Here is a 25,012-nt window from a genome sequence, read left to right as displayed (position 1 = left end):
AGCTCATGTTCCGGCGCGCCTGATCCGCTCGTCCAGCTCGCACTGAGCGGAATCGCGCGCCTCCTTTCTGGAGGACCTGTGAAGATCCGTACTACCGTCGAGTCCGACCTCGACACCATCCACACCCTGATCGCCGACCAGTCGCTCAACACGGTCACGCGGGAGCGGTGGGATTCCTACCTGCTCACCGGCGCCTACCGCCACGAGTGGTCCTGGGTTGCCGAGCAGGACGGCAAGATCATCGCCCTCGCCATCTGGTGGGGGATGGAGCAGTTCGCCCATCCGTTCAGCATCGACGGCCTGTACGCCGTACCGGGTGTCGACCGCGTTGCCGTCTGGAGCTCGTTGATCCGGCATGCGCTGGACACCTTCCCGACGGACGGGGAGGAGCCGGAGTACCACATCTTCCTGCCCAACGGCTGGCGTGATCAGCCTTCCGTCGTTGACGCGTTGGAGCCGCGACTGGCGGCGGCTGGGGCGGCTGGGTTGTCTCAGCTGACTGAACGTTTGCGCTACGAGTGGACGCCGGCTGATGGATTGCCGGCCCGGTCGACCCGGTTGCGTTTCGAGCCGGCCGACGACGATGCCTTCCTCGACGTCTTCCGTCGTGTCATCGAAGGCAGCCTCGATGCGGCGACTGCGCGGGCGGTCGCGCGGGTCGGGGTCGAGGGCGCGGCGAAGGAGGACCTGGAGATCTACCAGTCGATGCCGGGGGAGCGCTCGTGGTGGCGCCTGGCCTATGACGCTTCTGGCTCGTTGGTCGGCTTCGCCCTTCCGTCGGCCAACAACGGCGGCCCGGTCGTCGGCTACCTCGGCGTACTGCCCGAACACCGAGGCCACCGCTACAGCGACGACCTCCTGGCCGAGATCACCCACCTCCTGGCCGAGACTGGCGCCGACCGCATCCGCGCGGACACCGACCTGACCAACACCCCGATGGCGGCCAGCTTCGAACGGCTTGGCTACCGCAACCACGCAGTAAGAATGGTCGCCAGCTACCCCATCCGCTAACCGATTCCCCACGCTCGGCTCCTTCCTCGCTCCCACGGCGCTGAGCTCCCGCCCCGGGGCGCGGGCTGCTTCGCACGCCCGCTTGGTGATAGCGGGTTGTTGTGGAGCCGGGCTTGGGGGCGGGCTCCAATCGCGTCTGCCTGGTCTGGTGTGTCTCCGTGGACGCGCGCGATGGTGGGTGGCGTGCGTATTCAGGTCGTACGTCATCCACCGCTGGGGATTGCCTCGGACGAGACCTGCGGTACGCCCCTCAGCCTCCGACGTCGGTCTCCGGCCGACCTGATGGTCGTGCCCGTCGGCTCGGCGTACCTCGGTGAGCCGACGTCGGGGTGAGCCGCGCACTTCTGGTGGGTTTGAACACCATCCGGTGGGCTTGGACACCGTATTGCTTGTTCAAGGTCGCCATTTGGTGTTCAAGCCCACCAGGGGTGGGCGAGGGGTGCTGGGCGCCGGCGGGGGATTTCGGGTGCGAGGGGGAGACGGGGCGGGGTGGGAGGACTATGGTTCGCTGACATGTCAGGTTGTTGTGCTGATGCGTGATATTGCGCTGATTCTGCATGTGGTGGCTGGGCTGGTCGGGGTTGTGTTCGGGCCACTGGCGGTCGTTGTCACGTTGCGGGTGCGGCGGCTCAACTGGGCCGGGGAGATTTTTCACTGGGCGGTGGCGTTGATCTGTCTGACGGCGCTGGTGATGGTGCCGTACGACTGGGGGCGGCTGTGGGTGTTCTGGCCGTTGTCGATCGCGGCGTACCTGTTCGTGTGGCTCGGTCAGCGGGCCGCGGAGTCGACGGGTGAGCTTTGGTATCGGGGTGTGCTTCGCGGGTACGGCGGTAGCTGGATCGCCTTGTGGACGGCGGTTCTGGTGGTCAATGTGGCTGGTCGTCCGTGGAGCTGGCCGTTGCCGATCGTCCTCGGTGGGGCGGGGATCGAGTGGTTCAGCGCAAGGGGCGGAAGAAGGTTCGCAGGTCAGCCGTGAGCAGGTCCGGTACCTCCATCGCGGCGAAGTGACCGCCGCGTTCGTACTCGACCCAGTGCTCGATCTTGCCGGCCGGATCGGTCAGGCTCTTGATCGCCGTCTCGTTCCCGAACACCGCCACCCCGGTCGGCGGCCCAGCGACCTCGCCGACGTCGGAGCCCCGGTCGCCGGAGTCGCCCCAGCCCTGCCCCGCGTCGTCGCCCGAGCCCCAGCTCTGGGTCGCCAGGGCCTTCCAGGCGGCCATTCCTTCGTAGACGGCGTGCGCCGACGACGCGCCCGAGCCGGTGAACCAGTACAGGCTGACGTTGGTGAGCAACTGATCGCGGTCGACGGCCTCCTCGGGCAACCTGTACGCCGGGTCCGTCCACTCCGCGAACTTCTCCACGATCCACGCCAGCTGCCCGATCGGCGAGTCGTTCAACGAGTACGCGAGCGTCTGCGGCCGCGTCATCTGCTGGACCAGATAGCCGAACCCCTCGTCCATCAACGCGTTGAACCGCTCGGCCCGCACCCGGTCGGCAGCACTCAACCCATCAAGCGCGATCGGATCGCCGAACGGCGTCGACGCAGAAATCCCGGCCAGGTGGATCCCGATCACATGCTCCGCATCCACCATCGGCAGCATCCCGGCCACCCCCGACCCAGCATCCGTGCCGTGCGCGGCGTACCGCTCGTAGCCGAGCCGGTTCATCAACGACGCCCACATCCGCGCCACCCCGAACAGGTTGAACCCACCCTCGCCAAGAGGGTTCGAGAACCCATACCCGGGCAGCGACGGTACGACGACATGAAACGCGTCCGCCGCGTCACCGCCATGCGCAACGGGGTCAGTCAGCGGCCCGATCAGCCGCTGGAACTCAACAGGTGACCCCGGCCACCCGTGCGTCAGGATCAGCGGCGTCGCGTCCGGCTCGGCCGAGCGCTGGTGGAAGAAGTGGATCCGCTGCCCGTCGATCTCGGTCACGAACTGCGGGATCTCGTTGAGCGCCGCTTCCTGCGCCCGCCAGTCGAAGCCGTTGGCCCAGTACTCCGCCAGCTCCTTCAGATACCCGGTCGGTACGCCGCGGCTCCAGTCGTCGACCCGAGGCGCCGCCGGCCAGCGCGCGCCCAGTAGCCGGGCCCGCAGGTCGTCGAGCTCATTCTGCGGAATCTCGATCCGGAAGGTCTGAATCTCGCTCTGTTCCGTCGTCATGAGACAACGGTATGAACAGTAGCGGCCAGCTTCTGGCCGCTACTGCGATCGTCTTTCAGGCCTGGCCGGCCTGCTCCTCCGGAGTCGACTTCCGTACTACGAGACGCGTCCAAGCACCCACATAGACACGATCGTCGGCGTTCAGCTCCCGCCGTTGGCCAGGACTGATCGGGTCCTCGGGCAGCGGCCCGGACGACGGCCCGACGAAGGTGCCGTTGGAGGACTGCAGATCCTCAACCCACCAGCGTTGCCCGTCCGTGGTGAGCTGCGCCTGGCGCCGGCTGACCCCGGTGTCCTCGCCACAGTCGATCTCCGGAGTGATGCCGCGACTTTTGGAGGGGCGACCGACGAGGACGCTCTTCGCGGTGACCGGGATGACCACGGGCAGACCAGGGGACGGGCACGGGTCGTCACTCTGCTGGACCTCGTACCAGTCCGGGTCGACCCAGCGCTCCACCACCCAGTCGGCGACCTCCTGCGGCGCAGGAGGTACCGGAGGCGGCGTACCGAGGTCTAGTGCGGACGCCGGCCGGGGCATGGTGCCCGTGGTGAAGTCGTAGCCGCAGTTCTCGCAGAACAGCGCGTCCGGGGCGGCCGGCTCCGAGCAGTTCGGGCAGGCCTGCGTGGTGGGTCCAGAAGCCGCCACGGCGGGCGCCGGCACCGACGCAGCCGACGGTGTAGCGGCTGCCCCGATCGGCAGGCCGCAGACGTCGCAGTAGTCGGTGGAGACGGACGGGTGCCCGCTCGGACACGTCGCTGAGGTCATTTCTTCACCCGGGTGGTCTTGGTGGAGGCGGTGTCGAGTGCCATCTCGTCAGCCTTCTCGACGGTCCGCTTGAGCCGTACGGTGCCGTTGTCCTGGTCGTCGATGTCGACCACCTTGCGCAGCCGCGTGGTCGCTTCCTCGTTGCCGGTCTGCGCGGCGAGCTGCACTGCCCGGCCCAGCTTGGTAGTAGCCGTCACCGTGTCGCCGGCGGCCTTCGCTGCAAGGCCTTCCTGGATCGCATCGGCCAGCTCGGTCTGCCCGGTGTAGTGGGCGACCTCTGGGCTGATCCGGGTGGTCAGAGCCTCGTCCTCGGACCACAGCGCCCGTACGAGCCCCTGTGCCACCACCTGGTCGCCCAGTGCCAGCTGCACCCGAGCAGCGAGCTGCTCCTGGCCGATGCCCTTGGCAGCGAGCCGGATGGCCACGTGGTAGTCGCGGGACTCATCGCCCCACGAGCCGGTCGGGTAGGACCCGGTCAGCGCGTTCACCTCGGTACGCCGGGACGTCAGGTCATCCACTGTCGGGGCAACCTGCCGTACGAACAGCACCTGCGCGCCCTGTGGAGCCCAGACCCGCATGTCGGCCTGCGCGACACCCTTGCTCATCGCGTTCTGGATGATCTTGGCGAACTCGGCTGCGAGCTGGTCCTGCGCCGGGATGATGTCGACCGTGCCGAGCAGGGCGGTCGCGATCCGGCGTACCTCGTCGACCTGCCAGGCGACGCCGACACCGCGGCAGTCGCACTGGAACTGGCCGGTGACGGACTGGATCGCCTGGGTCAGCGCCTCGGGCGTCTCGTGCTGGTTCTCGCCGTCGGTGAGCAGCAGGGCGTGTTTCTGGGTCAGCGACGGCACGGTCGCGAAGACCCGCGAGGCCAGCCGCAGCCAGGTGCCCATCGCGGTGCCGCCGTCGGCGTAGAAGCGGGCCACCGCGTCCTTGGCAGCCTGCCGGGTGAACTGGTCCATCTTCACCATCACCGGCTCGGGCGACGGCGGGAAGGCAAGCTGGGCCCGGTCGTTGCCGGAGATGACCGCGAACCAGACCCCGTCGAGGATCTGGTCGAGCGCGGTCTGCGCGGCGAAGGCGGCGGCCCGGACGCCCTCGGCGCCCATCGAGCCGGAGGTGTCGACGATGATGATCTCGCCTGCGTCGCCGCTGCCGCTCTGGCCGGCCGAGCCCGCGCCGCTGCAGGACACCGTGACGATCGCGTGCACATCTGTGCCGCCGTCGGGCAGGAACTCGTTCTGGTACACGGTGGCGGAGAACTCGGCCATCTCAGGCGTCCTTTCAATACGGCGACTAGCGGAGCAAGATCAAATACGAGCGAGTGCGACGGTGATGTTGTCCTGGCCGCCCTGGGCGTTGGCCCAGTCGACCAGTGCGGACGCCGTGGCCAATGGCTCGTTCGCATTGGCTGCAGCGGTCTGACGTACCAGGTCGGCGAGTGGTGCCGCCTCGGAGCAGTAGTTCCAGAGCCCGTCCGAGCACACGACCAGCCAGCCCGGCCCGGCCACCTTCAGCGACGTAGTACGAGGTGTGTGGTCCGGAGCGTCCTTGCCGAGCCAGCGGGTGATCGCGTGCGCCTGCGGACCCGTCTCGGCCTCATGCCGCGGTACGCCGGTAGCGATCAACTCAGCAGCCCAGGAGTCGTCCACAGTCAACGCAACAGCCTCAGTGTTGTCCGGGAACCAGTACGCCCGGCTGTCACCCACCACCCCGGCCACCAGCAGGTCGCCCTCGAGCACAGTGGCCACGAACGTGCAGGAAGCCGGGTTAGGACTGTCCGGCGAGGTGTTCGCCAGTACTGCGTCGCTAGCGGCATCCGCTGCAGCCTTGAGCCGCGCGATGACCGCACTGTTCCGGGAGGACTCAGTTCCCATCCCCTGCGCATGACCAGCAGCCAGTACGTCACGCGCTGCGCGGGCAGCGGCCAGGCTGGCCACGTCGGAGTCGAGCGAGGAGCTCACCCCGTCGCAGACCACGAGCATGGCGCGGCTACCCGGCTCTGGGTCGGCAGCGATCGCCGCTGCGTCCTCATTGCGGCTGTGCCGGATCCCGCGGTCGCAGACGGCGGCCACCCAGGGAGCGGGCTGCTCGCTGAAGTGGTCGCGCGCCTTGGTCGCCTTGGTGCCGCAGGTCTCGCAGTACCCGTCGGCGCCGATCGTGCCGCCGCAGGAGCGGCAAGGGCCGGGCAGCGCTTCCGCACCGCGCGCAGCACCCGGGTTGAGCTCGACCGTCGGCTCAGTGTCCGTGTCGATAGCCGGTGTGGCCGCAGCCGGGACGGCCGGAGTGAGCTCGGCCCCACACGCCTCGCAGAAGCGGTCGGCGTCGGAGATCGGTCCACCACAGCTGGGGCAGACCGTCTGGGTCGTACTCGTCATCGCAGCGTCCATCCTCGAACATCGTTGGCCAGGTCGACCAGGGCGACACGTTCCTGCTGGCTGTGCGCGTGGCCGGCGAGTTCACGGTAGGCCGCCTCGAGCCCGTCCCGCAGGTCCGGCTCGACCGCCTCCCGGCCGGCGATCTTCAGCCCCGGCTGTGGGCCGCTGCCGAGGACCTCCGCCAGCGCGGTCCGGAAGATGCTCGCGGTCAGGTTCGCCCGGTCGACCGGGTCGATCGTGACGCTCTCGATGTTGCTCATGGCCTCGGCCAACGCAGACAGTCCACGCCCCGATCCTGCCAGGAGACCGGCTCGCGCCCGGCGAGCCCGCACATACGACCCGCTGGTCGGCGGTACCAGGTCGAGCGCGGCGACCGCGCCGTCGAGGTCACCCCGAGTCGATCGGATCGCTGACAGCCCGAAGGCCGAGGGGGCGATGTAGTTGGCGTCGGTACGGGCACAGGTCAGGTACAGGCCCTCGGCGACGTCGTACTCGCCGCTGGCCTCACAGGAGACGGCCAGCGCGAGCTTCGGCGCCAACTCACCCGGTACCTGGCCGTAGACCGCGTTGAACGCCGACTGAGCCGTAGCGGCGTCGTTGCGAGCCAGCGCGACGAGTCCGGACATCCAGACCGCACGCCACTCCCACGGGTCATCCGCGAGGAGGTCGGAGACCGCGGTGTCGACCATGTCGTACCGCGACGGGCCGATCTCCAGCGAGGTCTGCGCGATCTCCAGCAGGATCTGGGCAGAGGACTCGGGTGCATCGACCAGCAGATTGAGCCGCTGCTCCGGGTCGGGCACGCTCACGGTCTTCAGCCAGCCGGCCATCTTGTCGCTCTCGTCCCGCACCAGCGACGGCAACCGCCGCCACAGCTCCGCCTGGTCTCCCAGACCGGCAGCGAGGTCGCCCGGGCTGCCGAAGAGCAGTGACGAGGTGGAGTGCTGCGCAGCCTTCACACCCTGCTTGTCTGCCACCACCTCCCGCAGTACGCCGAGCAGCTGCACCCGGAACTCGTCAGCCGACACGAAGCGGTCGGCCGGGTCGGGCGCGCAGGCCTTCACCAGCAGCCGGTAGACCGAGTCGTACTTCTGGAATAGCGGCACCTCCGCCACCGGGGGCAGCGTGGCGACGTACTTCGACTGGTAGCCGCGGAACTCGAAGGCGAGCACGCACAGCGTCCGGCCGAGCGTGTAGATGTCCGACGCCACCGACGGGCCGACCTCAGCCACCTCAGGGGCCTGGAAGCCGACCGTGCCGTAGATGGCCGAGTCCATGTCGTCGATCCGCCGCACGCCGCCCAGGTCGATCAGCTTGACCGCGTCGCCGACCTGGATGATGTTGTCCGGCTTGAAGTCGCAGTAGACCAGCTCGAGGTCGTGCAGGTAGGAGAAGGCCGGCATGATCTCCAGCATGTAGGCGATCGCCTGGTCGATCGGCAGCGCGTCGTACTGGCCGCGGTTGGCCTCCATCCGCTGCTTGAGCAGGGTCTTCAGCGAGGTGCCGCCGACGTACTCCATCACGATGTAGCCGGCGCCGTCGTGGGTGACGAAGTTGTAGATCTCGACGATCAGCGGGTGCTCGACCCGGGCCAGGAACTGCTGCTCGGCGATCGCGGCCGCGACGGCGTCCGGGTCCTCCGAGTTCAGCAGGCCCTTCAGCACCACCCAGCGATTGGACACGTTCTGGTCCTGGGCCATGTAGATCCAGCCGAAGCCACCATGCGCCAGGCAGCCGCGAACCAGGTACTGGCCGCCGACCAGGTCGCCGTCCTTCAGCTTGGGCGAGAACGAGAACGGGCTGCGGCACTTCGGGCAGAAGCCGTCGGTACGGCCCGGCTGGTCGCCTCGCGAGCGGCCGACCGGGTTGCCGCAGTTGGGGCAGTTGCGGCGCTCCTCGGGGACCATCGGGTTCTTGAGGATCGCCTTGCTGGCGTCGATCGCGGGGATCGGCGGTACCTGGGTCAGGCCGGCGCCCAGTCGCGCTCCGCGCAGTCGCGTGGACGACGTACCGAGCTTGCGGGTGAGCTTGGAGCCGGCCGCTGTCGCCCGGGCCGAACCCAGTGGGGTCGAGGCCAGGCGGTTGGACGCACGGGAGACCGTCGAGGCGGTACTGATCGGGTCCAGCGCTGCTGAGCTGGATCCAGCGGCAGGTGTGCCGCAGACGTCGCAGTACCCGTCCACTACCGTCCCGGAGCAACCAGGTTGCTGGCAGGCGCCAGTAGCCGTGGGTGCTCCGGAGATGCCCGGCCGTCCGGTGACAGCCGATACCGGCGGCAGACCCGAGGAGGAGGTACCTCCAGGGGTACCGCAGACATCGCAGTAGCCGTCCACGATCGTGCCGGTGCAGCCCGGCTCTTTGCAGGCGTTGGTCGTCATGTCGTCACTCCCAGATACGTCTGGTACGCCGCAACGAGCGCGCCGAGCCGAACCAGGTCAACTGGTTCCGCGTCGAGCACCTCACGGCCGCGTCGGTAGAGCTCTGCCAGGTCTTCGGTCGTTCCACTGCTCCGGGGGACGCTGCCGGCCTTCACCTGATACGCGTCCAGCCGCCCGGCCAACTCATCCTTGCGCTCCAGTGCGGAGCCGTACGCCGTCTGCGCCTGCCCCAGTGCACGCCGTACTGCGTCCAGCCGGGTCAGGTACTTCTCCAACTCGGCCGGTGTGTTCGGCACCGGCCCCAACGCGGTGACATCGGGTACTGCGAGCCGTGGCGCCGGTGTGACCGCGGCGACGCAGCGATCGGCCAGCGTCCGTACAGCCTGCCCCTGCGCTTCGAGCTCGGTCCGTACCGCGCGAGCCCGGGCCACGTCGGCCGCGCGCTCGCGCCGGGTCGCAGCCCCGACGATGAGGTCCCGCTCGGCATGTGCGGCGTCGATCTCCAGCGGGCCGATCAGCCCGCCGATATCCGCGCCACGCTTGGCCCGCTCGGTCAGATCGGTGGTACGCCGGTCGAGATCGTGGTGCGTCGCGATCGCCGCGTTGCGGGTCGCTGCGGGCTCGATCGCGACCAGGTCGTTGATCCGCTCGACTCCCGCGCGCAGCTGGCGCAGACGTGCGGCCAGGTCGGCGTCGCCGGGTTCGAGCGCGAGCTTGGCCCGCAGCGTCGACGCCAGCGCGTCCGACAAAGTGCATGCCTCAGGCAACGAAACCGCGAGCGAGCCGGCCGCGCCGCCGGTGTCCAGGCCGCCCCAGATCAGGGTCGAGATCCGTTCGGTCTCGGTGGTCCCGACCCGGCCGGAGTCCCAGGTGACCAGGATCAGCTCGTACCGGTCCGAGACCGCCTTCCAGACCGCCATCGACAACACGATGTCGCCACTCAACGCGTCGGCGTCAGCCGAGTTCAGCGCCGCCTGGTCGAGCTCGTCCAGCTCCGCCCGCCGCCGATCCCGCCAACTACCCAAGGCGTCCAGAAACGCCAGCAGCTCCTTGGCAGGAATGCTGCTGCCGATCCGACCCGGAGGAGACGGCGCACTGGCCGTCGGTGTACCAACTGTCATTACGGCGCGACTCTCCCGTAGACAGCCACCGGCGGCGTCGCCTTACCAAGCGCAGGCTCAAGCCACCGCTTGTACGACGCCTGCCACGCCGTGTTGCCGGCCGGCTCCGTCTTCATCTTTTCCAGTACGCCGTTGACGAACCTGACGAAGTCGACCTGGTCCTTGTTGATCCCGAGGCCGTACGGCTCGTCGCTGATCTTGGCGGCGGTGGTCACCCGGGCGTACGGATCCTGAGCGGCGTCGCCGGCCAGCACGGTGTCGTCACCGGAGATGCCGACGACCTTGCCCTGCTGGAAGAGCGCCAGGCAGCCCGTGTCGGTGTCCGCGGTGACCGGGATGATCTTGGGATTCGCCTTCACCATGTTGTCGAAGCTGGTCGAACCGGCCGGTGTGCAGATCTTCTGGCCGCTCAGTTGCGACAGGTTCTCGACCTTCAGATCGCGCTGGACGAGCAACTTCTGGCCCGAGTGGTAGTACTCGGCGGAGAAGGCGATCTCCTTCCAGCGGGCGCAGTTGATGGTCATGTTGCGCGCCACGATGTCGACCGTCTTGTTCTTCAGTGACGGGATCCGTTGCGGGCTGGAGATCACCCGGTACTCGACGTGTCCCTTGGCCTCGCCGAAGATCGCGGCCGCGACGGCGTTGATCATGTCGATGTCGAAGCCCTCGATCACGCCGGTGATCGGGTTGCGCGACCCCAGGTTGAGACTGTCGGCCGAGACTCCGGCGATCAGCCGGTTACGCTCCTTGATCTTGGCCATCGTCGAGCCGGCCGGCATCTCCCCACCAGGGGTCGGCAGCGGTTCGGCCGGCGCGTAGGACTGCAGTGCGTTGGTGCAGTCCTGGGCAGCGGGAGTGGCCGGCTTGGCCGGGGTCGGTGCCGGTTTGGTCGGGACCGGGGTTGCGTCGTAGGAGCTGGAGCCGCAGGCGGTGGCGGCGAAGAGGAGTGCGACTGTGCCGGCGATCAGGCGGGTCTTGTTCATCGGTACTCCTCCAGTCGCTGGGAGAATCCCCAGGCGGCGAGCAGGGCGGCGGCGATGCCGATCGGCAGGCCCAGCCAGCCGATCGGCGGCAGCCCGTCGCGGGCGTCGGTCAGCTCGGCGCGGGTCTGGTCGCTGAAGTCGGCCAGCTTGCCGGCCGACTGGTCGTCGAAGGTCTTGAACGTCGCGTTGGACGTCCCGTTGGCGGACCCGATCGCCCGGTCGACCGCCTTGTCCCAGTCGCCGCGGTCGTCGAACCCGCGGATCTCGACGTGCACCTCGCGGTAGTTGTCCCAGGCCGAGCCAAGGCCGGGCGCGACGTTGCTGACGTCCCTGAGCCGGTCGCTGGTGTTGTTCGCCGACGCCTTCCAGCCTTCTTCGAACGTGCCACCCGAACCACGCGCGATCAGGGTCAGGCTCTCGTTCGACTTCGCGTCGTACGCCGAGATCCGGGCCTGGGAGAGGGCGAGCGTGTCGGCGTACGCGTTCTTCCTGGTGTCCTTGGCCGAGCTGGATGCGCCGGCAAGTGAGGCGCCGCCGACGACCATGGTGAGCAGGACCAGCGCGGCGGCTGCTGCGACCGGCAGGTTCAGGTAGCGGTGGGTGCGCTTGGCCAGCCACCACAGGGCGAAGCCCAGTACGGCCAAGGCGACCAGGCCGCCGAGAATCAACCAGATGTTGCCTTTGCTGACGCCGTCGAACTCGGTGTCCACCCGGGCCTGGTTGGCGTCGACCAGCGCGTTCAGCAGCGGCAGGGAGTCGTCCTGCAGGGTTGCGCTGGCGTCCTTCAGGTACTGGGAACCCAGGGGCAGGCCCTGGCGGTTGTTGGCTCGCGCCTGCTCGATCAGGCCTTGGTACGTGAGCAGCGTGACGTTGAGCTCGCCCAGTGCCTTCTGGTCGGCGGGCTGCGCGGTAGCGGCCTCGGAGATCAGCTTGGCGGCGGTCGTCATCGCGTCGGTGAAGTGCTGGCGCTGGGCGGGCGGCTCTAGGCCGCCGACCAGGAAGGAGTTGGTGGCGTCCGCGTTGGCGCTGACCAGGTTGGTGTGGATCGCCTGGATCCGGACCAGCTGGGCAGTGTTCGCCTCTGCCCGGCTGAGCGCTCCGTCGGACTGGTTGAAGCCCTGTGCCGCGGTCAAGCCGAAGACGACGCTGAACACCGCGGCGACGATGAGCATCGCGCGCATCCGCCCGGGCGTGCCCTCGAAGAGCTGGGCGACCCGGCCGCTCTGACGCTGCTGGGCCGGCGGCGGCGTCGGCAGGCCCGGCGTCGCGGCCTGCGGGACCACCGGCGACCTGGTCGCGGGTGGCGCACTGGCTGTCTGTGTCACGCCGTCTCTCCTTGCTCGTCCTCAGGCTCATCCGGTACTACGGGCTGCTCCGGTACTGCATCGTCCAGCTCTGCCGCGACGGCCGGCTTGTCCGGTACTGCGGTCTCTGGCTCTTCGTCGGTCAGGTCTTCGGCGAGGATCTGACGCAATTGCTCGGTGGTCGGTGCCGTCACGTCGCGCAGCCGCCAGGCGTGCCGGCCGATCGCGGCCTCCAGCATGTTGCGCGCGAACCGGCCGTTGCCGAACGAGCGGTCCCGCCGGGTCGACGCGAGGATCACCTTGAACTCGTCCAGCGCGTTCGGCGTCAGCTCGTAGTCGGCGCCCTCGGCCAGGCCGGTGAGGATGTCGGTCAGCTCGTCGTCGGTGTAGTCCTCGAACGCGATCGTGGTCCGGAACCGGCTGGCCAGCCCTGGGTTCGCCGCGATGAAGTCCTCCATAGGCTCGGGATAGCCGGCGACGATGACGACCAGGTCGTCCCGCCGGTCCTCCATCTCCTTGACCAGCGTGTCCACAGCCTCACGCCCGTACTGGTCCGCCCCCAACTCACCCGCCGTCAAGCTGTAAGCCTCGTCGATGAACAAGACCCCACCCGCCGCCGACGCAACCACCTCGGCGGTCTTGGTAGCCGTCTGCCCCAAATACCCAGCCACCAACTCGGACCGGTCCACCTCGACCAACTGTCCCTTCGAGAGCAGCCCCAGCGCTTTGTAGATCCCGCTCACGAGTCGGGCCACTGTCGTCTTACCCGTGCCCGGATTACCCGTGAAGACCAGGTGCCGGGTGATCGTCGGACTCTTGAGCCCTGCCTCGACCCGCAACTTCTCCACCCGGAGCACAGCAACCTGCCGATGCACTTCCCGCTTGACCTTCGCCAACCCAGTCAGCTCATCCAGCTCAGCCAGCAACTCCTCAACCGACCGCTCCGGCACAGCCGGCTCCGCCTCCACGGCGGGCTGCGTCGCGCTCGCCACGGCGCCGATGCCTGTCCCCGCGCCCGGCCCCGCGGGGCCACGCCCGCTTCCAGCGCCTTCGGCGCTGTCGCTCCCGGGTGCATTCGCGCCGAGCAGTCCTGGCGTTCCGCCCAGCAACCCGGGAGCTCCGCCTACTTCCAGGCGCCTTGCGCCCGCTGCTTGTAGCTGCGCAGCAGCTGCTACCGAGGCGTTGCCGATGACTCGCATGGTCGGTTCGCCTAGCGAGCAGGCTGCTGAGGCCACCTCGGCCAGGGCTACTGCGTAGGGGACCTTCTCGGCGGAGCCCTGGGCAACGAGGTCGGTCAGCACCGCGGTGGGTGCGCCGCGCCAGCGGCGGCCGCGGACTGCTGCGTCGAAGAAGTCCTGGGTGCCGAAGCCCGGGGTTACAGCGGCCCAGTCGGCGGGAGCGCCTGGGGCTGACTCGGCCAGGGCAGCGGCCAGCGAGAGAGCCTCCGCACGGGCGACCGACTCGTCAACACCTGCACGCACAGCGACAGCAAGCAGGCCGGCTAGTGCGTCCTGCAGCGAAGTACCCCCCGCGCCGCTCATGCGCCTCCTCGTCCAGGTGGTGGTTGCAGTGGGCCGGACCCGGTGTCCGGTGGTGGTGTCGACTCCGTCGGGCCGAGGGCGAGACTGCCACCCGTCGACCCGGTACCGAACTTCTCTTGCAGGAACCGGCCATGGGCGATCAGCGCCGCCGCGTCCGCCCGGTTCACCGCGTCGAAGACCTTGTCCATCGTCGACCCCAACAGGTCCAGCTGGTCGATCAGGATCATCAGGGACGTCTTGCCGCGATCCACCGGCCGGCTGTCCGCCCACTGGCGTGGCAGCCGCAGGTAGCCCCCGATGGCCTCCGGCAGGTAGTCCGTCGCGGTCGCCATCACGGAGTACGCCTGCGCACTGCCGCCGAGGTTGCCCAGTCGCGGGATGGTCTCCCGCACGATCCGGACCACCCGGTTCACCCGAGACGCCACCACGGCCGGTACCGCGCCGTCCGCGACCAGTTGCTCGACCCTGACCAGTGACTGCAACAGGTCGTCGTTGGTCGGCGCGCGGGGGATCGGGGCAGGCTCGGGCTCCGCCTTGCGGCCGGTCAGCCGCGCAAAGAAGTCACCCAGCGCCATGCAGTCAGTCCCCGCTTCTGTGGTCAACAGAGCCGGACCGGGCCTCACCTGCACCCGGCCGGCTGCTTCCGGCGTACCTGCTGTGTACTTGTGCTCAGCGGCCGAGGTCGAGCGTGCCCGAGACGACCCGCTGGTCCTGCTTGGCGACCCGGTCCAGGTAGCTGCGGGACTTGGTCACCTCGTTCTCCAGGGTGCCGATGGTCGCCGCCATGTTGTCCAGTGCCTCCGACTTGAAGGTGTCGATCGCGTCCATCGTGGCGTAGATGTTCGCGAACGCCGCCTGCAGCTGCGGCAGTCCGATGGTCGCCGACGCCGCCTGCTGCTGGATCGCGACCGAGTTGTCCCGCAGCATCTGCGAGGTGCGCTCGATCATGCCGCTGGTGGTCGTGTTCAGCGCGGTGATCTGGTCCAGCACCAGCTTCTGGTTGCCCAGTGCCTGCGCCACGATGACCGCGGTCCGCAGCGCCGAGACGGTCGTCGTGGACGCCCGGTCGACACCCTTGATCAGCTCGATGTTGTTCTTGATCACGATGTCGATGGCCAGGTAGTTCTGGATCGACACGGCCAGCTGGACGAGCAGGTCCTGGTGCTTCTGACGGACGTAGAACAAGACGTCCTCGCGCAGCGCCTTGGCCTTGTCCGGGTCGGTCGCCTCCAGCTCGGCGATGGTCGCCGACAGTCGCGCGTCGAGCCGCTCGGCGACGTACACGTACTGGTTCAGCCGGCCCATCGCGTCCCAGAGCTGCTGCTTCTCCAGGTTCAGCGCCGCGTTGTCCTTGCCGAGCTCGTCCTGGCCGTTGCGCAGCGAGTGCAGGATGCCCTCTAGGTGGCTCTGGGCGCTCTGGTACTTGCGGAAGTAGTCCTCGATCTTGTCCCCGAACGGGATCATCCCGAGCAGCTTCTTCGGGCCGGTGGCTTCCTTCGGGTCCAGGTTCTCGACCGTACGCCGAAGCTCCAGCAGCGTCTTGCCGACCGTCGAGCCCTCGGACAGGCCGCCACTGGTCAGCGCCTTGACCGGCGACTGCAGCAGCCGGTTCGAGCTCTCCGCGGCGTGCCGGATGTCGACGTCTCCCATGCTGCGGACGTCGCCGGCCTTCTGGGCGAACTCCGGCGAGCGCGGCGCGGCCGTCATCAGCGAGGTCAGGAACGAGTCGACCTTCGAGTCCAGGCCGGGCAGCGCGGCGGGGTCGACCGCCGGGGCCAGGCTGGGCGCTGCGGTGGCAGCTACTGGCTGTGTCGGTGCCGGCGCGGTTAGTATCAGGCCAGGCGCGGTCGCGGTGGGCGGCTGCAGTGGCGACATAGCCGGTGCAGCGGCAGCTTGCTGTGCCGCCGCCGGTGCTGCTGCGGCGCCTGGTGTGTTGTCAGCTTCGGTCATCGTCGTTCCCCTCGGTGGCCTACCGCGAGCCTCGGGCCCGCGTCCCCTGTCACACACTCCGTGACGCGCACACAATCTACGCGGTTCCCGGTCATCTGCGGGGAACCTTCCCCGATCCGTGACCAGCTCCTTGCCAGACAGCGATCACGGATCCAGAATCGGTGACTGACCGAGGGGGGCCTCGATGAAACGGTTACAGCGTGGAGTGAACATCCGTTTGTTCACACTCGTCTTCATAGGAACATTGATCGCGGTGCTGCTGACCGCAACCGGGGGCCGCGCGGTACAAGCCGCGACCGACCCCGGCTATGACTGGGACGACGGAACTCTCCAGGGGTGGAGCCTGGACTGGGGCGACGCGGCTCCGGTGAACTCCACGACAGCCGCCCGCAGCGGCGACCGGTCGCTGGCGCTGCCGGTGGAAGGGGACGAGTACCCCGGCTTCCAGTCGCCCGCCAAGCCTGCCGGACTCGGTGTCGGGTCCGTGGTGACGTACTACGTCTATGCGCCCAGGAACGCCAGGACGCTCGAGGTCAAGCCTTACGTGACCGACGACGCGTTCCTGGAGCACTTCGGCGACAAGGTGGACCTCAGGCCGGGTGAGTGGACCACTGTCACCTTCACGGTGCCATCGGTGCCGAACATCCACCACCTGGGCATAGAGGTCGACAGCGCTTCGTGGAGCGGGCGCGTGTACCTCGACGACGTGCAGTGGACGGCACCGACCGAGTTGCCGCCCGTGGTGACGACGGGGCCGGCCCGGGAGGTTCGCAGTACGACGGCTGTGGTCACCGGGACTGTGGATCCGCGCGGCCTGGCTACTACTTGCCACTTCGACTACGGCACCTCCAGGCGGTACTCCGCGGCTACGCCGGACGCTGCAGCCACAGCGGACGTGTCGGCCAAGTTGACCGGCCTCAAGGCTGGTACGACGTACCACTACCGCCTGAACTGCCAGAACTCCGGTGGGCGTCTCACTGGCGCCGACGCGACCTTCACGACGGCCACCAAGGCGACGGACCCGCGCGGCGCGCTCTTCGAGGCGCAGAACCTCATCTACGGCTCGCACATCGGCGCCTGGGACATGGACGGCGGTACTGCGATCAGCAACGCCACCGCAGGTGCCAACGTCATGGCCGCCAAGATCCGGGTCATCAAGTGGCAGATGTGGAAGCCACCGTGTGAGTTGCGCCCGACCGACTGCCAGACGGAGGCGCAGTTCAACACAGCCATCGACGGGATCCGCCGGCTCGGCGCGGAGCCTTTGATTGGCCTGCCACCGATCTGGGACCAGCAGTGCGCGACAGCACCCGACGCCTGGTCGCTTGCCTGGCAGCAGTGGATCATCCGGACCGCAGGTAGCCGGGTGAGGCTCTACGAGCTGGGCAACGAGCCGGACCACTACTGCAACATGACCGGGCAGCGGTACCACGACGAGCTCTGGGTGAACGCACCAGTGCTGAAGGCCTACGCCCGTACGCTCGGCCACCAGATCTTCATCGGTGGGCCCGGCGTGGCCAACACCGATGCGAGCACCCTGGCCAACGTCGAGACGTGGCTGGCCGCGACGAAGGCCGACTACCTGGCGAACGGCCAGAACCGTGACTGGATCCCGGACTTCGTCTCGACCCATACCTATCTGACCTCGGCCGAGAACGACACCCAGGCTCATGCCCAGGCCCGGATCGACGCGTGGGGAGCCTTCTACGACCAGCTGGGGGCGTTCATCGCCACCACCTTCGCCGGCCTGACCGACGAGGGCTTCCCGATCGCCGACCAGGTGAAGCTCGCGGACACCGAGTGGAACGACACGATCGACATCGACTGGCAGGGCAACGAGGACGGCGCCTGGACCGACTTCTACATCAACGCGATGTTCGCCATGCTCCGCGGCCACGGCGTCTGGCTGTCCAACCAGTCCACCATCGCCTCCCACAACGGCGGCTCCTTCGACCTCCTCCTGCCGGACGGCAACGCCAAGCTCCTCTACGAGTCCTACCGGACAGTCAGTACGTCGGACCCGCGCAACGACTGAGCAACGGCGGGAAGGATCGGGAAGCAACGGTGGGTGCAAATTTAACGATCTTTAGAGCCTTGACGTAACGGTGAGTAATCCGCAGACTAAAAGGCTCGCCGCGGAACGGCGAGCCCCGGAGGCTCAGGCCGTCTCGGGCTGATCGTTTCGTGCAAGGGGGAGCTGTTTTGTCTTATTTAGGGGACAACGACCGGTATGCACTGGTCGGTCGCAAGGCCGAGGAATGGGCGGCCAGTCTGGTCGACCTCGGACACCGGAACACACTGCTGCACTTCAAGGACACCAAGACAGCCAGTCTGGATCTGTCGGATGCGAGTCGATTGCCGCTGGACAGACTGCTGTCGGGATCGACCGAGTCGTTGCGGGCGTTGCTGCCCGAACCGCAGGCGCTGAAGGATGCCTGCGTGCGAGCCAGGAACGTCAGGCGGCGCATCGTCGCGCTGGAGGAGGAGCAAGGGATTCAGGCTGGGCGGATCGCACACGGCCTGGTGCGGCTGACCGCCCGTCCCGGTGCGAACGGACGTTCAGCACTGGCGTTGCGAGCACCGCTGTTGTTGAGAGCTGTGGAAGTTCAGGCGAAAACGGTCAGTGAGAGCGACTACGCTCTTCAGCCGGGCGACGATGTTGAGGTCAACCCGGTCCTGCTTTACTCGCTCGTGCACGAGCATGGAGCGGAGTTCAACCTGGACGAATTCACCGAGCGGCTCAATATGGTGGCTGCGGACGCTGTCGGGCCGCAGGCCCGGCTGCAAGAGGTCTACGAAACCCTTCGAGCGGAAGTCGCCCAGTGGGACATTGAACTGGACCTCGAGGCCAAGGCCACGATCGGCCTGTTCAGCTACGAAAAGCTGCCGATGGTCGAGGACCTGCGGAAGGCAACAGAGTTGCTGGCTGGCAACGATGTCATATCGGCGCTCGCAGGCGATGCCGGCGCGTTGAGCACATTGCAGGACGACGGGCGGGGGTTTACTTTTGTCGAGGTTGATGATATTTCCCCGAATGACGAAATCCTGGTGCAGGATGCCGATTCGTCCCAGGAAAAGGCAATCGCCGCCGCCCTCGCCGGACACAATGTGCTGATTGAAGGACCGCCGGGTACCGGCAAAAGCCAGACCATCGCCAATATCATCGCCGGCGCCGCGGCACAGGGGAAGAAGGTGCTTTTCGTCGCCGAGAAGCGGGCCGCGATCGAGGCGGTGACCCAACGGCTCGCCGACGTGGATCTTGACGGTCTGGTCTTCGATCTGCACCAGCAGAAGTTGAACAAACGGCAGTTGGCTCAGCAACTGGCGCAGAGCCTCGACCGCGCCGCCACTGAGCGTCCGGTGCGGGTGGACGAACTGAACGCGGGGTACGCCGACCGCCGTCGTCGTGCGGTCGGTTACGCGAAGGAGTTGCACACGGTCAGATCCCCTTGGGAAGTCTCGGCCTTTCAGGCGATGGAGGAGTCGTACCGGGTTCCGCCTGCAGGCGAGACCCGGCTGAGGTTCCGGGGAACGATTCTGCAGACTCTGAGTGCGGAAGTGGTTGCCCGCGTGCTTCAGGATCTCCAGGAATATGTGGATTCCGGCGGGCCGAGGATCAGACGGGGAGACTCACCGTGGGCGAACGCGACAGACGTACGAACGTCGGAGGACATCGATGACATCCTCCTTGAGCTCGACCAACTCACCGCGAAGACCCTGCGCCGCAGTACCCAGGACATGGACCTGATCCTTCGGCAGACAGGTCTGGCAAAGCCGGCCGGAATCGATGGTTGGAGCGAGGTCCTCGGAGTTCTGGGCGGAATCGAGCAGGCCGTTGCAGAGTTCGGTCAGGATGTCTTCCGTAGTGACCTCGACCTGCTCTATCTGGCGACAGCGGATCGCTCGGTACGGAAAGCAGACGGCCGGAAAATGTCCTTCGGCGATCGAAGGCGCCATCTCAAGATTGCCAGAGCGATGTCGAGGCGTGGTATCAAGCGGCGACAGGATCTCCATCGGGCGATCGTCGAAGTATGCCATCAGCAGGAGCGATGGCAACGACTCGGCGGGCAACACGGCAATCCTTCCGGCGTCGAGGGACTGGCCGACATCGTCAGTCACTACAGCGATCTGCGGAACCAGCTCGCCGCAGTCGCGCTGTGTACCCGGATCGAGGACCTGGACCGGCGCCCGGCCGAAGAAGTCCAGTTGCAACTCGAGGAACTCGATGCCGACAAGGACACACTGTTCCGGATGCCTCGGCTGACCGAACTGACGACGCGGTTCGAGGCGCTCGGCCTGGGCGCACTGTTGGACGAGATCGTCGAGCGTGGCGCGGACGCCGAGCAGGCCGCCGCCATCCTTCGGCATGCCTGGCTGCAGTCCCTGATCGACCAGTTCAAGGTGTCGTCCCCGGTGCTCCGCGACTTCGTGGCACGCTTTCACACCCGGACGATCGACGAGTTCTGCACGGCGGACGTCCAACTGCGCGACATCGCTCCCAACCGGGTCCGCCGGGAAGTCGCTCGGATGCTCAGTGAGGCCATTGACGCGTATCCGGACCAAGGCAACCTGGTGCGGAACCAGGCGAACCGCAAGACCGGGCACATGCCTGTACGCCGATTGGTGGAGAACGCCTCCGACGTTCTGCTCGCGCTGAGGCCTTGCTGGGCGATGTCGCCGTTGCTGGTGAGCAAGACGCTGCCCGCCGAGTGTCTCTTCGACATCGTCATCTTCGACGAGGCTAGCCAGATCCTGCCGCAGGATGCGATCACGTCGATCGTGCGGGGCCGCCGGATCGTCGTCGCCGGCGACGACCGTCAGCTCCCACCCTCGACGTACTTCCAGCGGATGCTGGGTGGCGCAGAGGACGATGACGAAGAGGAGGACAGCGCCGGCGATCTGAAGGACTACGAGTCGATCCTTGCCCGGCTCAGCGGCCTGCTGACGCAGCGGCACATGCTTCGCTGGCACTATCGCAGCAGGGATGAGCGACTCATCGCCTTCTCCAACAACGAGATCTACGACCGGCAACTGGTCACCTTCCCGGGGGTTCTGGAAGGGAGCCCGATCAGTCTCGATGTGGTGGACGGCCGCGCAGTACCAGGCCAGGACGGTTCGGCTGCCGCCGAGGTGGAAAAGGTTGTCAAGCTGGTACTTCAGCATGCCGCAGAGCGTCCGGACGAGAGCCTCGGCGTGATTGCCATGAGTCAGAAACACGCCGACCGGATCGACGCCGCCTTGCGGCAGTCATTGCGGAACAGGCCGGAACTGGAGTCGTTCTTCGGTGACGAGGTGGGAGCGTCGCGGCGGTTCTTCGTCAAGAACCTCGAACGAGTCCAGGGAGACGAGCGTGACGCGATCATTTTCAGCGTCGGCTACGCCCGTCGCCCCGACGGCCGAGTCGCTAGGAACTTCGGTCCCCTCAACTTCGAGGGTGGCGAGCGCCGGCTGAATGTCGCGGTCACCCGGGCGAAGCGCAGGATGATGGTCGTTGCATCCTTCTCGCACTTCGATCTCGAGCCACGTCAGGATCGCAGCGGTGCGGAGCTGCTGCGCCGGTTCCTGGAATTCGCCGAGCTGGGAGGTGACCTGACCAGAGTCGGCCGCATGACCGAAGGCAAGCTGAACGGATTCGAGGACAGTGTCCACACTGCGCTGCGTGAGGCGGGTGTACCGATCTACCCGCAGTGGGGTTTCTCGGATGGATACCGGATCGACTTCGCTCTCGGTCATCCCGAGCAGCCTGGGCGGATGGTGCTCGCGGTCGAGACAGATGGGGAGCAATACCACTTATCGCACAGTGCACGCGATCGTGACCGGCTACGCCAGTCGCATCTGGAGAACCTGGGCTGGCGGTTCCATCGACTCTGGTCGACAGCCTGGTTCTCCGATCAGGGCGGCGAGCTCGAGAGCATCCTCGAGAGCTGGCGGCGGGCGATGAAGGAAGATGGGCCGCCAGCTCAGGCCGTCGCTCGCCATGCGGCTCCACCTGTACAGGCAGCGGCTCCGGCCGAACCGCCTCGGTCACAGCCGCGGCCACGGGTTCGATCCGGGCAGAAGATCAACGAATACAGCGACTACGAGCTGGTGCAGGTCTTCGGTTGGTTGCTGTCCGACGAGCTTTACCAGACGCGGGACGCGCGGATCGAGCAAGCAATGAAGGAACTTGGGTTCAGCCGCCGAGGCAAGAACATCATCGACCGCCTCACCGCGGCTTTCGAGACGGCACGGATCCAGTACAAGGGAGATCACCGATGAAGCGGACGCTCGACTCGATGACGATCGACCGGCTGGCGAAGCTCGTTGTTGACCTGGGTGGCCCCAGCGAGCGCAAGGGGTACGAACTGGAGAAGCTGTTGCAGCGGTCCGCCTGGCAGGACCCTCCCGAGTACGACGGAACAGCCCGGATCCCGTGGCTGGTGGAACAGATCGAGGCACGTAACGGCCAAGGCGAGGACGTCGAGCATCTGCTCTGCCGGGTCTGCGACCCGCTGGAGTATGACGGTGGGATCGAGATGGCCAGGTACTTCGCCGAGTTGGTGAATGCGATCCTCGCCCCCGAGCAGCTGATGATCTCCTACGTGGGGCAGCGCCCTGTACTGGCCGGAGTCTCAGGCGATGGCAGTCAGCCGGTCTACACCGAGCCGGACGACCTGGAGAGGCGGTTGCATGTCCTGATCAAGGATGGGGCGACCGTCCAGGTCCTGATGAACCGGCTGGCCGAGACGCGGATCTGCGAGGCGAACGGGGCCTACACCTTCGCGATCATCGGGATCGGAAGCCTCGTCGAAGGAATCCTGCTGGCGGTCCTGACCGACAAGGACAAGGAGTTTCGTGAGGGGCGGGCCAAAGACCAGTGGGGGAAGACGGTGAAACCCGATCGTGCCGCCCTGGCCTATCTGATTGACCGGGCGGCAGAGCGTCGCCTGATTCAGTTCGACGCGACGAAGTTCATGCACACGGTCCGGGACTTCCGGAACTTCGTGCATCCCCGCAAGGAGCTTGTCGATCAACCGGCTTTCGATCGGGACAGCGTGATGCTGTGCTGGGGCCCAGTCGGTGCTCTCCTCAACGACCTGGAGGAGAACATTGAAGAGTCGATGACGACCGGGTGATGCCGAGGTCGCGTTCGTCGCCTAGCGAACGTAGGTGACGAACGCGAAACCGTCGTGCTGGGTGCGGGCGGTTTCGCGCCAGTCGGTGCGGTCGAAGGCAGGGAAGGTGACGTCGCCGTCGGGGGACTGGTCGACCTCGGTCAGTTCCAGGCGGTCGGCGTACGGGAGGGCCTGGCGGTAGATCTCGCCGCCGCCGGCCACGTACAGGTCGTTGCCGTCAGCAAGCTTCAGGGCGTCGTCGAGGTCGTGCGCGACCTCGACGCCGTCGACCGACCAGTCGGGCTGCCGGGTGACGACGACGGTACGCCGGCCGGGCAGCGGCCGGCCGATGGAGTCGTAGGTCTTCCGGCCCATCACCAGCGTGTGGCCGAGGGTGAGCGCCTTGAAGTGCTGCAGGTCCTCACGAATCCGCCAGGGCAGGTCGTTGTCCCGCCCGATCACGCCGTTGGCGCCGACCGCGGCGATCAGGATGACGGTCATACGGCGATCGGCGCCTTGATCCCGGGGTGCGGGTCATAGTCCTTCAGAACTACATCCTCGATCTCGTAGTCGTCTATCGAGTCTCGCTTGCGGAGCTCCAGCGTCGGCAATGGGCGAGGATCTCTAGCTAGCTGGCGCTCTACCTGATCCAGATGATTGAGGTAGATGTGTGCGTCGCCCAATGTGTGAACGAATTCGCCGACCTCGAGTCGAGTCTGCTGCGCGATCATGTGGGTCAGCAGCGCATATGAGGCGATGTTGAACGGAACGCCTAAAAAGATGTCCGCGGACCGTTGGTAGAGCTGACAGGAAAGCTTGCCGTCAGCAACGTAGAACTGGAACATCGTGTGACAGGGAGGAAGGGCCATGTCGTCGATGTCAGCAACGTTCCATGCGTTGACAATGTGGCGTCGTGAATCGGGGTTCTCTTGCAGCGACTTGATGACTGCGGCGATCTGATCGATACTCCGGCCGTCGGGCGCCGGCCACGAGCGCCATTGGAAGCCGTAGACCGGCCCCAGTTCACCCGCGGGGCCAGCCCATTCGTCCCAGATCGAGATGTCTCTTTCCTGCATCCAGGTAGCGTTGGTTGATCCGCTCAAGAACCAGATAAGTTCGCCGACGACGGATTTCATGTGGATTTTCTTCGTCGTCAGTGCTGGGAATCCTGCGCTCAAATCGAAGCGACTCTGATAACCGAACACGCTCAGAGTTCCAGTGCCGGTTCGGTCACTTTTCTTCGTGCCGTTGTCCCGGACATACCTCATCAGATCCAGATACTGGTGCACGGTCTGGACCATAGCAGCCACCTGCTGGGGCGTCTCGTAGCAACTCGCCCACTGGACGACGGACGCCTGAAGCTGCCGGTTCCGAGCTCGCGGCTGGTCACTCTCAGTCGATATCGACCGACTGCCTGTCTCTCGCCGAACGACATCCGGCGCCGTTGCGTGACTCCGGTCACGCTCTCAATCGACCTGGGATCTCACCTTGGAACCGACTGCAGTGGCGTGCAAATGTTCCCTGATTCCCTCTTTGTTTTGTTTGCATTTGGTCTTCTCTGAATAGGCTCTGCTCGATAACCCAGCTTCCTAGAGCTCAGTGGTCACTGGCAGACTCGTTGGGTGAGTTCTTTTGATTACGTGGCTTCGCCTGAGTATGTGCTGACGCTGGTGCTGCAGGTGGAGAAGGCGGAGCGGCCTGGGCAGACGGATGCGCTGGAGACGGCGGCGCGGACGGTGCTGGCGATTCTGGCGGATGAGCGGTCGGTGGGTGAGGGGGAGTGGGCCGAGGCGATGCGCGGCTGGCAGGACGCGCGGATCCGGAAGGTGGTCCGCCGGGCCCGTGGTGCCGAGTGGCGCCGGGCGGAGGCGCTGCCGGGGATCACGGTGACGGGCGGGACGGCCGTAGTACGGGTATTTCCACCGGTACCACTCGACGACGTCCCCAAAGACCTGGCCAAACTCCAAGTCACCGGCACCGATCTGGAGGATCCGGACGAGTTGCCCGCCACAGCTGACGGCGAGCCGGTGCTCTGGGTGAATCCAGGACTCGAGATGTCCACCGGCAAGACGATGGCCCAGGCAGGCCACGGCGCACACCTCGCCTGGTTCGAGCTGTCGGACGCTGACCGGAAAGCCTGGCAGGAGGACGACTTCCACCTCGCCGTCCGCACCGCCACCCCGGCCCTGTGGAAAGAGTTGATGGGCAGCGGCCTTCCCGTAGTACAGGACGCTGGTTTCACCGAGATCGACCCGGGCAGCTACACGGTCATCGCGGATCATCCCGCGCTTCGGTAGCGGTGCTCGTCTAACTGT

General features: G+C 66.8%; 20 protein-coding genes. 7 read left to right on the top strand and 13 right to left on the bottom strand.

The features are described from left to right. Window positions 1-78: 78 nt before the first annotated feature. The 3 genes from ABD116_RS33870 (at window position 79) to ABD116_RS33860 (ending at window position 1,987) form a co-directional block, all read left to right on the top strand. Window positions 79-1,011, top strand: a complete 933-nt coding sequence (locus ABD116_RS33870) for a GNAT family N-acetyltransferase (RefSeq protein ID WP_343979970.1) — start codon at window positions 79-81, stop codon at window positions 1,009-1,011. Window positions 1,012-1,194: 183 nt separating this feature from the next. Then, window positions 1,195-1,344 carry a hypothetical protein gene (locus tag ABD116_RS33865; RefSeq protein ID WP_343979967.1) on the top strand — a complete coding sequence of 50 codons (150 nt, stop codon included), beginning with the start codon at window positions 1,195-1,197 and terminating at the stop codon, window positions 1,342-1,344. 199 nt (window positions 1,345-1,543) lie between these two features. Further along, a complete protein-coding gene (locus ABD116_RS33860) occupies window positions 1,544-1,987 on the top strand; it encodes a hypothetical protein (RefSeq protein ID WP_343979964.1) in 444 nt (147 codons plus the stop codon). Here the strand turns inward: ABD116_RS33860 and ABD116_RS33855 are convergent. From ABD116_RS33855 to ABD116_RS33805, 11 genes are all read right to left on the bottom strand, one after another. After that, window positions 1,947-3,179, bottom strand: coding sequence for an epoxide hydrolase family protein (locus ABD116_RS33855; protein WP_343979961.1), 1,233 nt, complete (start codon window positions 3,177-3,179; stop codon window positions 1,947-1,949). The two genes, ABD116_RS33860 and ABD116_RS33855, sit on opposite strands and share 41 nt — an antisense overlap. Window positions 3,180-3,234: 55 nt before the next feature. Beyond that, a complete protein-coding gene (locus ABD116_RS33850) occupies window positions 3,235-3,945 on the bottom strand; it encodes an FHA domain-containing protein (protein ID WP_343979959.1) in 711 nt (236 codons plus the stop codon). Continuing rightward, entirely contained in the window at window positions 3,942-5,219 is a 1,278-nt protein-coding gene (locus ABD116_RS33845; RefSeq protein WP_343979956.1) for a vWA domain-containing protein, read from the bottom strand. Before ABD116_RS33845 ends, ABD116_RS33850 begins: the two co-directional genes overlap by 4 nt. A 39-nt stretch (window positions 5,220-5,258) precedes the next feature. Further along, window positions 5,259-6,326, bottom strand: a complete 1,068-nt coding sequence (locus ABD116_RS33840; protein ID WP_343979952.1) for a protein phosphatase 2C domain-containing protein — start codon at window positions 6,324-6,326, stop codon at window positions 5,259-5,261. Next, window positions 6,323-8,704, bottom strand: a complete 2,382-nt coding sequence (locus tag ABD116_RS33835; protein ID WP_343979949.1) for a serine/threonine-protein kinase — start codon at window positions 8,702-8,704, stop codon at window positions 6,323-6,325. The genes ABD116_RS33840 and ABD116_RS33835 overlap by 4 nt, the downstream gene beginning before the upstream one ends. After that, window positions 8,701-9,825 (bottom strand): hypothetical protein, encoded by a 1,125-nt coding sequence (locus ABD116_RS33830; RefSeq protein WP_343979946.1) that lies wholly within the window; start codon window positions 9,823-9,825, stop codon window positions 8,701-8,703. The genes ABD116_RS33835 and ABD116_RS33830 overlap by 4 nt, the downstream gene beginning before the upstream one ends. Next, a complete protein-coding gene (locus ABD116_RS33825) occupies window positions 9,825-10,808 on the bottom strand; it encodes a glutamate ABC transporter substrate-binding protein (RefSeq protein ID WP_343979944.1) in 984 nt (327 codons plus the stop codon). Before ABD116_RS33825 ends, ABD116_RS33830 begins: the two co-directional genes overlap by 1 nt. Beyond that, on the bottom strand, window positions 10,805-12,133 hold the full coding sequence (locus ABD116_RS33820; protein WP_343979940.1) for a hypothetical protein: 1,329 nt from the start codon (window positions 12,131-12,133) through the stop codon (window positions 10,805-10,807). Before ABD116_RS33820 ends, ABD116_RS33825 begins: the two co-directional genes overlap by 4 nt. Then, complete coding sequence (locus ABD116_RS33815; RefSeq protein ID WP_343979937.1) at window positions 12,130-13,653, bottom strand: AAA family ATPase; 1,524 nt, start codon at window positions 13,651-13,653, stop codon at window positions 12,130-12,132. The genes ABD116_RS33820 and ABD116_RS33815 overlap by 4 nt, the downstream gene beginning before the upstream one ends. After that, window positions 13,650-14,228, bottom strand: a complete 579-nt coding sequence (locus tag ABD116_RS33810; protein ID WP_343979934.1) for a hypothetical protein — start codon at window positions 14,226-14,228, stop codon at window positions 13,650-13,652. Before ABD116_RS33810 ends, ABD116_RS33815 begins: the two co-directional genes overlap by 4 nt. A 94-nt stretch (window positions 14,229-14,322) precedes the next feature. Then, entirely contained in the window at window positions 14,323-15,603 is a 1,281-nt protein-coding gene (locus ABD116_RS33805) for a toxic anion resistance protein (protein ID WP_343979932.1), read from the bottom strand. 253 nt (window positions 15,604-15,856) lie between these two features. On the opposite strand from ABD116_RS33805, the gene ABD116_RS33800 reads away from it, so the two are divergent. From ABD116_RS33800 to ABD116_RS33790, 3 genes are all read left to right on the top strand, one after another. Beyond that, the gene (locus ABD116_RS33800) at window positions 15,857-17,638 is read left to right on the top strand and encodes a hypothetical protein (RefSeq protein ID WP_343979929.1); all 1,782 of its coding nucleotides are present in this window, start codon (window positions 15,857-15,859) and stop codon (window positions 17,636-17,638) included. 167 nt (window positions 17,639-17,805) lie between these two features. Beyond that, on the top strand, window positions 17,806-21,861 hold the full coding sequence (locus ABD116_RS33795) for an AAA domain-containing protein (protein WP_343979927.1): 4,056 nt from the start codon (window positions 17,806-17,808) through the stop codon (window positions 21,859-21,861). Next, window positions 21,858-22,718: a hypothetical protein gene (locus ABD116_RS33790; RefSeq protein WP_343979923.1), complete on the top strand. Its 861-nt coding sequence runs from the start codon at window positions 21,858-21,860 to the stop codon at window positions 22,716-22,718. The genes ABD116_RS33795 and ABD116_RS33790 overlap by 4 nt, the downstream gene beginning before the upstream one ends. Before the next feature lie 21 nt (window positions 22,719-22,739). Here ABD116_RS33790 and ABD116_RS33785 read toward each other — a convergent pair whose 3' ends face one another. Beyond that, the gene (locus tag ABD116_RS33785; RefSeq protein ID WP_343979921.1) at window positions 22,740-23,198 is read right to left on the bottom strand and encodes a dihydrofolate reductase; all 459 of its coding nucleotides are present in this window, start codon (window positions 23,196-23,198) and stop codon (window positions 22,740-22,742) included. Beyond that, entirely contained in the window at window positions 23,195-23,986 is a 792-nt protein-coding gene (locus ABD116_RS33780; protein WP_343980073.1) for a thymidylate synthase, read from the bottom strand. Before ABD116_RS33780 ends, ABD116_RS33785 begins: the two co-directional genes overlap by 4 nt. Window positions 23,987-24,319: 333 nt before the next feature. Between ABD116_RS33780 and ABD116_RS33775 the strand changes: the two genes are divergently transcribed. After that, the gene (locus ABD116_RS33775; protein ID WP_343979919.1) at window positions 24,320-24,994 is read left to right on the top strand and encodes a peptidyl-tRNA hydrolase; all 675 of its coding nucleotides are present in this window, start codon (window positions 24,320-24,322) and stop codon (window positions 24,992-24,994) included. Window positions 24,995-25,012: the final 18 nt, after the last annotated feature.

The organism is Kribbella koreensis, from assembly GCF_039525325.1.
Classification (GTDB): Bacteria; Actinomycetota; Actinomycetes; order Propionibacteriales; family Kribbellaceae; genus Kribbella; species Kribbella koreensis.
Note: the sequence above shows the minus strand (reverse complement) of the source record. Positions and strands in the feature narration are given on the sequence as shown.

Coding starts and splice junctions, on each gene's coding strand:
- ABD116_RS33860 (WP_343979964.1), top strand. CDS start 1,544: ATGCGTGATATTGCGCTGATTCTGCATGTGGTGGCTGGGCTGGTCGGG.
- ABD116_RS33855 (WP_343979961.1), bottom strand. CDS start 3,179: ATGACGACGGAACAGAGCGAGATTCAGACCTTCCGGATCGAGATTCCG.
- ABD116_RS33850 (WP_343979959.1), bottom strand. CDS start 3,945: ATGACCTCAGCGACGTGTCCGAGCGGGCACCCGTCCGTCTCCACCGAC.
- ABD116_RS33845 (WP_343979956.1), bottom strand. CDS start 5,219: ATGGCCGAGTTCTCCGCCACCGTGTACCAGAACGAGTTCCTGCCCGAC.
- ABD116_RS33840 (WP_343979952.1), bottom strand. CDS start 6,326: ATGACGAGTACGACCCAGACGGTCTGCCCCAGCTGTGGTGGACCGATC.
- ABD116_RS33835 (WP_343979949.1), bottom strand. CDS start 8,704: ATGACGACCAACGCCTGCAAAGAGCCGGGCTGCACCGGCACGATCGTG.
- ABD116_RS33830 (WP_343979946.1), bottom strand. CDS start 9,825: ATGACAGTTGGTACACCGACGGCCAGTGCGCCGTCTCCTCCGGGTCGG.
- ABD116_RS33825 (WP_343979944.1), bottom strand. CDS start 10,808: ATGAACAAGACCCGCCTGATCGCCGGCACAGTCGCACTCCTCTTCGCC.
- ABD116_RS33815 (WP_343979937.1), bottom strand. CDS start 13,653: ATGAGCGGCGCGGGGGGTACTTCGCTGCAGGACGCACTAGCCGGCCTG.
- ABD116_RS33810 (WP_343979934.1), bottom strand. CDS start 14,228: ATGGCGCTGGGTGACTTCTTTGCGCGGCTGACCGGCCGCAAGGCGGAG.
- ABD116_RS33805 (WP_343979932.1), bottom strand. CDS start 15,603: ATGACCGAAGCTGACAACACACCAGGCGCCGCAGCAGCACCGGCGGCG.
- ABD116_RS33790 (WP_343979923.1), top strand. CDS start 21,858: ATGAAGCGGACGCTCGACTCGATGACGATCGACCGGCTGGCGAAGCTC.
- ABD116_RS33785 (WP_343979921.1), bottom strand. CDS start 23,198: ATGACCGTCATCCTGATCGCCGCGGTCGGCGCCAACGGCGTGATCGGG.